Source organism: Corynebacterium sp., from assembly GCF_030538285.1.
Lineage (GTDB): Bacteria > Actinomycetota > Actinomycetes > Mycobacteriales > Mycobacteriaceae > Corynebacterium.
The window spans coordinates 1-9804 of the sequence record NZ_JAUNUG010000066.1; the positions used below are offsets into that span (position 1 = coordinate 1).

At 67.2% G+C, this 9804-nt stretch carries 8 protein-coding genes and 2 pseudogenes; all 10 read right to left on the reverse strand.

The window, feature by feature from the left end; genetic code table 11:
* Positions 1–79: 79 nt before the first annotated feature.
* Positions 80–1024: a 23S rRNA (guanosine(2251)-2'-O)-methyltransferase RlmB gene (gene rlmB / locus Q4G50_RS13720; RefSeq protein WP_303378215.1), complete on the reverse strand. Its 945-nt coding sequence runs from the start codon at positions 1022–1024 to the stop codon at positions 80–82.
* A gap of 4 nt (positions 1025–1028) precedes the next feature.
* Positions 1029–2423, reverse strand: coding sequence for a cysteine--tRNA ligase (cysS, locus tag Q4G50_RS13725; RefSeq protein ID WP_303378216.1), 1395 nt, complete (start codon positions 2421–2423; stop codon positions 1029–1031).
* Positions 2424–2444: 21 nt separating this feature from the next.
* Entirely contained in the window at positions 2445–3218 is a 774-nt protein-coding gene (gene nagB, locus Q4G50_RS13730) for a glucosamine-6-phosphate deaminase (RefSeq protein ID WP_303378217.1), read from the reverse strand.
* A gap of 22 nt (positions 3219–3240) precedes the next feature.
* Complete coding sequence (locus Q4G50_RS13735) at positions 3241–4377, reverse strand: N-acetylglucosamine-6-phosphate deacetylase (RefSeq protein ID WP_303378218.1); 1137 nt, start codon at positions 4375–4377, stop codon at positions 3241–3243.
* Between the two features lie 49 nt (positions 4378–4426).
* On the reverse strand, positions 4427–5116 hold the full coding sequence (locus Q4G50_RS13740) for a FadR/GntR family transcriptional regulator (protein WP_303378219.1): 690 nt from the start codon (positions 5114–5116) through the stop codon (positions 4427–4429).
* A gap of 86 nt (positions 5117–5202) precedes the next feature.
* Positions 5203–7272: pseudogene (nagE, locus tag Q4G50_RS13745) on the reverse strand (N-acetylglucosamine-specific PTS transporter subunit IIBC).
* Between the two features lie 71 nt (positions 7273–7343).
* Positions 7344–8195 (reverse strand): CAT RNA binding domain-containing protein, encoded by an 852-nt coding sequence (locus tag Q4G50_RS13750; RefSeq protein ID WP_303378220.1) that lies wholly within the window; start codon positions 8193–8195, stop codon positions 7344–7346.
* A 184-nt stretch (positions 8196–8379) separates the two neighbouring features.
* Complete coding sequence (gene ispF, locus Q4G50_RS13755) at positions 8380–8865, reverse strand: 2-C-methyl-D-erythritol 2,4-cyclodiphosphate synthase (RefSeq protein WP_303378221.1); 486 nt, start codon at positions 8863–8865, stop codon at positions 8380–8382.
* On the reverse strand, positions 8862–9578 hold the full coding sequence (gene ispD / locus Q4G50_RS13760; RefSeq protein ID WP_303378222.1) for a 2-C-methyl-D-erythritol 4-phosphate cytidylyltransferase: 717 nt from the start codon (positions 9576–9578) through the stop codon (positions 8862–8864). The genes ispF and ispD overlap by 4 nt, the downstream gene beginning before the upstream one ends.
* Before the next feature lie 7 nt (positions 9579–9585).
* Positions 9586–9804 (reverse strand): annotated as a pseudogene (locus Q4G50_RS13765) (CarD family transcriptional regulator); the annotation flags it as partial.

Sequence of the window (9804 nt, forward strand, 5' to 3'; positions counted from 1 at the left end):
TAACCGCCGACCACGCGGGCGTCGATAAGCAAACAACCTAGCCTGTGGATAACTCACAGTTATCCACAGAAACCGGCGATCAGGCGCCAGCGGCCCGACGCTGGCGGGCAAATTCTGCTAGGACGACACCGGCCGCGACGGAGGCGTTGAGGGACTCCACCCAACCGGCCATGGGGACGGACATGATGACGTCGCAGTTTTCGCGGACCAGGCGGGAAATGCCCTTGCCCTCGGAGCCCACGACGATGACGACGGGGTCGGTGCCACCGTCGTAGGTGTCCAACGTGTGCTCCCCACCGGCATCCAGGCCGACGACCTGGTAGCCGTTCTTCTGGAACTCCTTGATGGTGCGGGTGAGGTTGACCTCCCGCGCCACGGGCAGGCGGGCGGCGGTGCCGGCCGAGGTGCGCCAGGTGACACCGGTGACACCCGCGGAGCGCCGCTCGGGGATGACCACACCGTGGCCCCCGAAGGCGGCGACGGAGCGGATGACGGCGCCGAGGTTACGGGGGTCGGTGATGTTGTCGAGGACGACGAACATGCCCGGTTCCCCACTGTCGGCGGCCTGGCCGATGAGCGTGTGGACGTCCGTGTACTTGTACGGCGGGATCTGCAGGCCGATGCCCTGGTGTAGGCCGTTGCCGGTCATCTTGTCCAGCTCGAAGCGCGGGACCTCCTGGATGGGGATGCCGCGGGTGGTGGCCATTTGGACGGCTTCGGTGAGGCGGTCGTCGGCACCCGTGCCCTCGGCGACGTACAGCAGCGAGCCCGGCACCTTAGCGTGGAGGCATTCGATGACCGGGTTGCGGCCGACCACCAGCTCGAAGGGGTTTTCCTGGGTGTGGCGCCCGGAGGCGCGGCGCTCGGCGGCCTTCTTGCGCTTATGCGCCGCGTGGTACTCGCGGTCCTCGGCCTTCGGCGTGGGTCCCTTACCGCGCAGGCCGCGGCGGACCTGCCCGCCGGAGCCCTTGACGGCGCCCTTCTTGTTGGTGCGTCGGGCGCCGGGTCGTCCCTGCTTAGCCATAAAATCAGTCCTTCTTCAGCGACCACTGCGGGCCGTCGGGGGTGTCGGTGACGTCGATGCCGGCGGCGATGAGGCGATCGCGTACAGCATCGGCGGTGGCCCAGTCCTTGTCGGCCCGGGCGGTGGTGCGGCGTTCCAGTTCGGCTGCGACGAGGACGTCGAGGGCGGCGAGCGCCCCATCGCTTGTCGACGCCCCCTCACCCCACGCCGCATCCTGCGGGTCGACGCCGAGCACGCCTGCCATGGCGCGGATGGAGGAGGCGAGGCGGGCGGCGTCGTCAAGCGCGCCGGAGGCAAGGGCCGTGTTGCCGGCGCGGACGGTGTTGTGGATCTCGGCGAGGGCGCGCGGGACGGCGATATCGTCATCCATAGCTGCAGCGAAGCCCGGCGTCCACTCCCCTACCTCGACCTCGCCGACGCGGGCGAGGAAATCCTCGATGCGCCGGTAACCGGCCGCCGCCTCCTGGAGTGCCTCCTCCGAGTACTCCAGCACGCTGCGGTAATGGGCGGAGCCGAGGTAGTAGCGCAGCTCGACGGGGCGGACCTTCTCCAGCATGTTCGGCACGGAGAGGACATTGCCCAGGGATTTGGACATCTTCTCGCCAGACATGGTGACCCAGTGGTTGTGCATCCAGTAGTTGGCGAAGCCATCACCGGCGGCGTGGGCCTGGGCGATCTCGTTCTCGTGGTGCGGGAACTGCAGGTCGAGGCCGCCGCCGTGGATGTCGAAAGTATCACCCAGATACCAGGTGGCCATGGCAGAGCACTCGAGGTGCCAGCCGGGGCGCCCCTCTCCCCACGGGGTGGGCCAGGCGGGCTCGCCGGGCTTGGCGGCCTTCCACAGGGCGAAATCCTGCGGGGAGCGCTTTCCGGTGTTGTCGGTCTCGCCCTGTTCCATCTCCTCGACGCGGTTGCCGGACAGGGAACCGTAGTCGGAGCCCTCGGCGGCGACCCACGCGGCGACGTCGAAGTAGACGGAACCGGCGGCCTCGTAGGCGAAGCCGCGGGACATCAGGCGCTGCATGTAGTCGACCATCTGGGTGACATGCCCGGTGGCGCGGGGTTCCACTGAGGGCGGGAGCACGTTCAGCTGGTCGTACGCCCAGGTGAAGGCGCGCTCATGCGTGGACACCCACTCCCACCAGGGCCGGTCGTGCTCGGCGGCCTTGGTGAGGATCTTGTCGTCGATGTCGGTGACGTTGCGCACGAAGGCGACATCGAGGCCGGAGGCGGCCAGCCAGCGACGCAGGATATCGAAGGCCACGCCGGAACGGACGTGCCCGATGTGCGGCTGGGACTGCGGCGTCGCACCGCACAGGTAGATCGAGGCGTGTCCCGGGCGGACCGGGACGAACTCGCGCTGCGATCGGGTGGCGGTGTCAAAGATACGGAGAGTCACAACTCACTATCCTAGACGCCCCTAGTTGGTGCGCGGCAGCTTGTTCTCCTCGACGAAGCGATGGTAGTCGCGGTGGTGGAGCTTGGCGGCAGCGGCCTCGTCGACGATGACGGTGACCCGCGGGTGCGACTGCAGCACCGAAGCGGGGCACATGGTGGTCAAAGGCCCCTCGGCGAGTGCCTGGATGGCATCTGCCTTGCCTGCACCGGTGGCCAGCAGCAGCAGGTGCCCGGCGCGCTGGATGGTACCCAGCCCCTGGGTGAGCACGTGGATGGGGACATCCTCCGGCTTGTCGAAGAAGCGGGAATTGTCGGCGATGGTCTGCGGCTGCAGCGTATCGACGTGGGTGGGTCCGTGCAGTGCCGCGCCCGGCTCATTGAATCCGATGTGGCCGTTGGTACCGATGCCGAGCAGCTGGATGTCGATGCCACCGTGGTCGATGATGGCCTGTTCGTATTCCTCGGCGGCGGCCCAGGGGTCGGCGGCGGTGCCGTCGGGGCTGTGGACGCGCGCGTCGTCGAAGTCGACGTGGGAGGTGAATTCGTGGCGGATGGTGTGGTGGTAGCTTTGCTCGTGCTCCGGGGCTAGCCCTACGTATTCGTCGAGGAGGAAGGCGGTGGAGTCGGCGAAGCTGACTTCCCCGGCCTGGTGGCGGCGGATGAGTTCCTGGTAGGTGCCCAGCGGGGTGGAACCGGTGGCCAGGCCCAGGGTGGCGCCGCGGCGGGCGTAGTCGGCGAGAATGTCGGCGGCGGCCAGCGCAACGCCGTCCGCATCGGGGCGGATGAGAATGTCCATGTCGACTCCTTGCGTGGACTGATCAGTTGCGTTCAATGGTAATTCCTCGGTGGATGATTTCCTGTACCGCACCTTGTTCGTCGAGGACGATGAGGTCGGCGAGGTAGCCGGGTGCGATGTCGCCGACGCGGTCATCGATGCCCAGGACCTGGGCGGGGGTGGCGGCGGTGGCGGCGACGAGGGTGGGCAGGGGGACACCGCGCGCCAGGTGGCGCGCTACCTGCGAGCGCAGCGTGGAGGTGCCGCCGGCGATCGCCCCGCCGGTGCTCAGGCGGGCGACACCCTCGCTGACGGTGACGTCCAGGGTGCCCAGGGTGTAAGCGCCGTCGGGCATGCCAGCGGCCTGCATGGCGTCCGTGACGAAGAAGGCGCCTGTGCCCACGGCGGCCATCACCATGTCCACGGTGCCGTCGGCGAGGTGCACGCCGTCGGCGATGAGCTCAACGAAGGCATCGCCAGCGGCGGCCGCGGCGATGAGCGCGGCAGCCGCACCCGGCGCGCGGTGGTGCACTTCGGGCATCGCGTTGAACAGGTGGGTGGCGGTGACCGTCACTTGCTTATCGACGCCCGCCTCAATAACCTCCATCGTTTTCTCATAGGAGGCTTCGGTGTGGCCTAAAGAGGCGATGATGTCGTGCTCGGCGCACAGGTCGAGAATCTTATCGACGTCAGCGGTCTCCGGGGCGAAGGTGATGGAGCGGATGTGGCCGCGGGCGGCGTCGATAAGCGAGGCGAACAGGCGGGCATCGCCGGGGATGATGGCGGCGGGGTCCTGGGCGCCGCACTTGGCGACGTTGACGAAAGGGCCCTCCAGGTGAATGCCGGCGATCTCACCCTCCTCGGCCAGCCCGGCCAGGACGGGGACCTGGCGCAGCAGGTGCTCACCCGAGGCGGAGACCAGGCTGGCGATCAGCGTGGTCGTGCCGTGGGAGCGGTGGAAGGCGGCGGCGGCGCGGCACTGCTGCGCGGTGCCGTCGGGGAAGGATCCCCGCAGCCCGCCGTGGCAGTGCAGGTCGATGAAACCGGGGATGATGCGCAGGCCGGTGTCATCGCCGCTGGTCTCTACGGCAGTGATGGTGTCCCCGGTGATGGTGACGGCGGTGCCCGGTGTCTCGCCACGGGCGGTGACGAGCGTGCCGGTGATGGTTCTTGGTGTCATGGCCTGTCCTCAGGCCTCCTTTCGGATCAGCCCACGACAGTGACCAGCACTATTCGGGGAATCGTCGCAGGGTGACGTAGTGGGCTTTGACGGCGGCGCGGACGCCGTCTGCATCACCAGCGGCCAGGGCGGTGAGCAGATCGGTGTGCGCGGCGATGGTGGCGGCGGCATCCCGCGGCGGCTCCAGGTCAAGCAGCTCGAAACACTCGATGTGGATGCGCAGGAACGTCGCCGCCATCTCCTTGATAAGTGGATTCGATAGCGGGGCATACAGGCCCAGGTGGAAGGCGATGTACTCGGGGATGGCGGGCTGGCCGGCAGCGAAGTGCTCGCGGACCCGACCGATGATCTCCCATTGTTCGCTGAGGTCACGGCCTTCGAAATGTGCGGCGATCTCCTCGGCGACGATGAGGTCCATGGCCTCGCGGGCGTCGATGACGTGCCTAAGGTGGGCCAGGGAATGATCGGGGTTGAGGCTGATGCGCAGCAGCAGACCGCGGAACAGCGGCTCGAGCGACATGCCGGAGACAAAGGTGCCGTGTCCGTGCCGGACCTCGACGACGTCGAGGCTGCTGAGGGTGCGCACCGCCTCCCGCAGGGAGGAACGGGAGCATTGGATGGCCTCGCACAGCTCCGACTCGGAGGGCAGGACATCGCCCGGGCCCAGGCGGTGCTCACGGATGTAGTCCGCGATACCTTCCTCGGCCATGCGCGCCGCACTGCGGGTGGGGTTGACCATGTGTACCCGATCCTTTCCGACACCGAGTCCGCAACTCGGCGATTAGAACTGACTTTACAAGTATGGGTAGTCATGGTCATCATTGTCTAGGCCAAGGTCACCGTGGCGACGGCCGCGGAAGCTGCGACCTCACCGGTGCTGATATCAACGCCCGCGACTTGCTTCTTGTTGCTCATCACCACCGGGGTGATCGGGTTTTTGCCACGCTCCCGCAGCAGCGCCAGATCCACCTCGATGATGGGCTGGCCGGCGCTGACATCCTCACCCTGCGCGACCAGCGGACGAAAACCCTCCCCCTTGAGCTCGACAGTGTCCAGCCCGATGTGGACCAGGATGTCGAGCCCCTCGGCGGTGGTCACCGCGAACGCATGGCCGGTCTTGAACAACGTGGCCAGGCGACCGGCGGCGGGGGCACAGACGGTGACGGACGGGGCGTCGATAAGCGGGATCACCGCGAAGCCCTCGCCGAGCATCTTGCCGGAGAACACCGGGTCAGGGACATCCGTGACCGCGACGACCTCCCCCGCGAAGGGGGACTGCAGGTCGACGGTCGTGGGGGATTTCTTGCCGAAGCCGAACATCTAGATCTCCTGCTCGCCCTGGAGGGCGACATCGGAACGCTTGATCTGACGGGCGACCTCGTCGTAGACGAACTGGACGTTCGGGCCGATGACGACCTGGACGTTGTTCTGCGAGGGGCGGATGACACCGGCGACGCCGGCGCGCTTGATCTCACCCTCGTTGACCGGGGCGTGGTCCTTGGTGGTCACACGCAGGCGGGTGGCGCAGTAGTCGATGGAGTCGATGTTGTCCTCGCCACCCAGACCGGTGATGATCTGGCGGGCGACATCGGCCACCTCAGCATCCTCGGCGAGCTCGGCGCCGGCATCGGCGTCCTCTTCACCGCGTCCCGGGGAACGCAGGTTGAGCAGGCCGATGAGGAAGTAGAAGATGACGAAGTACAGGGCGAAGAAGACCAGGCCCATGATCAGCAGCATCCACCACTGGTTGGCCAGCGGGTTACGCGCGGAGAGGAACATGTCGACGAAACCGGCGGAGAAACCGAAGCCCGCGGTCCATTCGAAGGCGGCGGCGATCGCCACCGAGATACCCGTCAACAGGGCGTGGACGACGTAGAGCAGCGGGGCGACGAACATGAAGGAGAACTCCAGCGGCTCGGTGACGCCGGTGAAGAAGGAGGCCAGCGCACCGGCCAGCATGAGGGAACCGACTGCTTTACGACGCTTCGTGTCGGCCCGCAGGAACATGGCCAGGGCCGCACCCGGCAGACCGAACATCATGATCGGGAAGAAACCGGCCTGGTAGCGGCCGACAATGCCCTCCACCTGGCACACTCCATCCGCCCAGATACCGGGGCACTCGGCGGCGGTGGTGGCGGCTGCGGCAGCCTCGATGGTCTCGCCGCCGCCGAGGAAGTTACCGATGTCATTGATGCCGATGATGTCGAACCAGAAGATCGAGTTCAGTGCGTGGTGCAGACCGGTCGGGATGAGCAGTCGGTTGGCGAAGGCGTAGATACCGGCACCGGCCGCGCCCATGCCCTGGATCCAGGTACCGAAGTCGAAGAGGACACCATAGATGAACGGCCAGACGAAGTAGAAGATGCCGGCCAAGGCGATGGCGAAGATGGCGGTGAGGATGGGCACCAGGCGGCGACCGGAGAAGAACGCCAGCGCATCCGGCAGCTTCGTGGCGTGGAAGCGGTTATACACCCAGGCGGCGAGGATACCGACGGCGATACCGAACAGGACGTTCTTCGGGCCGACAGCGGCCCAACCGTGGGAGGCCCACTCGATGGCGGCGTCACCCTCCATGGCCTCCAAGTCGACGCCCTGGTAGCCGGCGACGGCGTTCTCGTTGAGCAGGGCGGTGAGGGTGGTGAAACCCAACCAACCGGATAGTGCGGCAGCGCCATTGTGATCCTTGGCCAGGCCGAACGCGATGGCGATGGCGAAGATGACACCCAGGTTGTCCAGGACCGCGGCACCCGCGGAGATGAGCACGGCGGCGGGGATGTTCTCCGCACCCCACCCCTCCGGGTCGATCCAGTAACCGATACCCATGAGCAGGGCGGCGACCGGCATGACGGCGACCGCACCCATAAGGGCGCGGCCCAGCTTCTGCAGGGCCGTCATGGCGACGTTGCCTGCTGATTTCCGCGGCTGGGCAGGCGCCGCGGCAGTAGTGGTGGACATGGTCATTCCTTTCAGTTCGGACGCACCGTCTGCTGCCAGCCGTGGAGGAAGACCGCCAGGAACGCGGCCTCGCCCTCGACATGGGCGGGCAGGGAGGGGACGTCGAGAATGCGGCAGAGGATCTGCCGGGCAATATCTGTTTCACGCGGCAGGTCACGCTCGACCGAACGCCGCAGAAGATTGGAACGGAACAACCCGGCCGCGGCGCGCTTGTTCAGGCGCGTGAGCTCGATGGCGAGCGTGCGGTCCGGGGTTCCGTCGAGGGACATGGTGGTGGCATTGAGGCGCAGGCACACCAGCCGGATCATGCCGGCGAGCGCGTTGGCCGTGGCCAGGGGCTGTTTCACTGTCACGCCGAGGCGTGCGGCGTTGAGGTGGAGGGCGATGAAGGCGGCCTCGTCGATAGGCAGATCAATGCCGTCGACGTTGGCGTTGAGGTAGCCGACAACAAGCTCCGCGGCGCGGAACTCCAGGGGGAAGGCGGCCCGGATCTCACCGACCAGGGAGTTGCGGATCGTCTCGCCGAGACCGGCGCGCTGCACCGCAAAGGAAATGTGCTCCGCGAGGACGACATACACCGAAGGGTGCAACTCACCGAGCAGATCAACGGCCAGATCCACGGCGGCGGAGATGGTCTCCATGACACCGGCGTCGATGGCGTTGACCGAACGCAGGAACTGCACCTTGTCGGGGCTGAGTTCCATGTACTGACGGTCCGCAGTCGAGGGGGAGATCTCATCGCCCTGCTTGCGCTGGAAGCCGATGCCGCGGCCGACCATCACCAGTTCGTCCTCTCCGGGCATCCGGACGAGGACGGCGTTATTGCTCAACACCCGAATGATCCGGGGCGACGCTTCGGCCATGACAAGCTCCTCGCACGGTTGTCGGCGGGAGGGCACGTACACAAACCCCTTAAGGGGTGTTCGTGCCCGCTTATCCAGTCATGCCTGATCAGGTCAGTAACACCCGGAGGGTGGGGACTTCTTCACTATATGTCTGATGTCGTAACTCGCGAAAGCCCCCGGTGCCAAAAACCTCAATTCGGGGTTAACCCAGGGGTGGTTTCTGCCACACGACGGCGGTAGCGACGGCCGCGCGTCCCTCCCCGCGTCCGGTGAAGCCCATGTGGTCGGTGGTGGTGGCGGCCACGGACACCGGCGCCCCGAGAATCTCGGAGAGCACGCCCTCCGCCTCCACGCGGCGTGGCCCCATCTTCGGGCTCTGCCCGATGAGCTGGGCGGCGGCATTGCCGATGACAAAGCCCGCCTCCTCGACGGCCGCCCGGGCCTCGCGCAGCAGCTGCGCGCCACTCACCCCGTCATATTCTTTGCGCCCCACCCCGACGAGCGTGCCCAGGTCGCCGAGCTGCGCGGCGGACAGCAACGCGTCGACGATGGCATGGGCGACGACATCACCGTCGGAGTGCCCCTCGCAGCCGTCGACGCCGTCGAAAAGCAATCCGGCGATCCAGCAGGGCTTGCCCGCCTCGATCTGGTGGGCGTCGGTGGAAATTCCCACGCGGGGAGTGATCATGAGGGCACCTCGAAGATGGTTGGTTCGGCCTCGTCCGTGATGGTGCGGGCCAGGGTCATGTCAATGGGGGTGGTCACCTTGAAGGCCATGGGATCACCCTGCACGGTAACCACTTCCGTGCCGTGCCATTCCATGAGGGAGGCGTCGTCGGTGGCCACGAACCCGGGATCCCCTCCCCCGAAGTAAGCCTGGTTCGCGGCGCGGAGCCCGGAGAGCAAAAAGCCCTGCGGGGTCTGCACCGCCCGCAGGCTGGCCCGATCCGGCGTGTCGGCGACGACGTCGCCTGCGACCCGCTTGATCGTGTCAGCGACGGGCACCACCGGGATGACGGCCGGCGCCCCACCGAGCACCCGCCGGGCCACGCGCGCGATCATGCCCGGCGGGGTGAGCGCGCGGGCGGCATCGTGGATGAGCACCACGGCCTCGTCATCGACGATCGTCTGCAACCCGGCCCACACGCTGTCGGCGCGTTCACCACCGCCGTGGGCGAGGCGGACGGGGGCGTCGATAAGCGGGCCCAATACCTGCCGGGCCAGATCCTCCATATCCGGACTGACCAGGACGATCACCTCGTCGACCACCTCGGAGGTGAGCATCGCGGTGACCGAACGCTCCAGCAGCGTGCGCCCGCGCAGGCGCACAAACGCCTTCGGCACGGACGCGCCGAGCCGGGTCCCCCGCCCGGCGGCGGCGATGAGGGCGACGACTCGCACGAGGTAGTTAGTCCTCGTCGTCAAAGGTGAGATCGTCGAGATCGACGTCGAGATCACCGTCGTCGAGGATCTCCGGCTCCGGGGCATCGGCCTCCACGTGAGCCTCCACCTTGACCAGGAACTCGTCGGCCTTCTTCTCATCGACCGTGTCAGCCAGGGCCAGCTCACCGACGAGGATCTGGCGGGCCTTGGCCAGCATGCGCTTCTCACCGGCGGACAGGCCGCG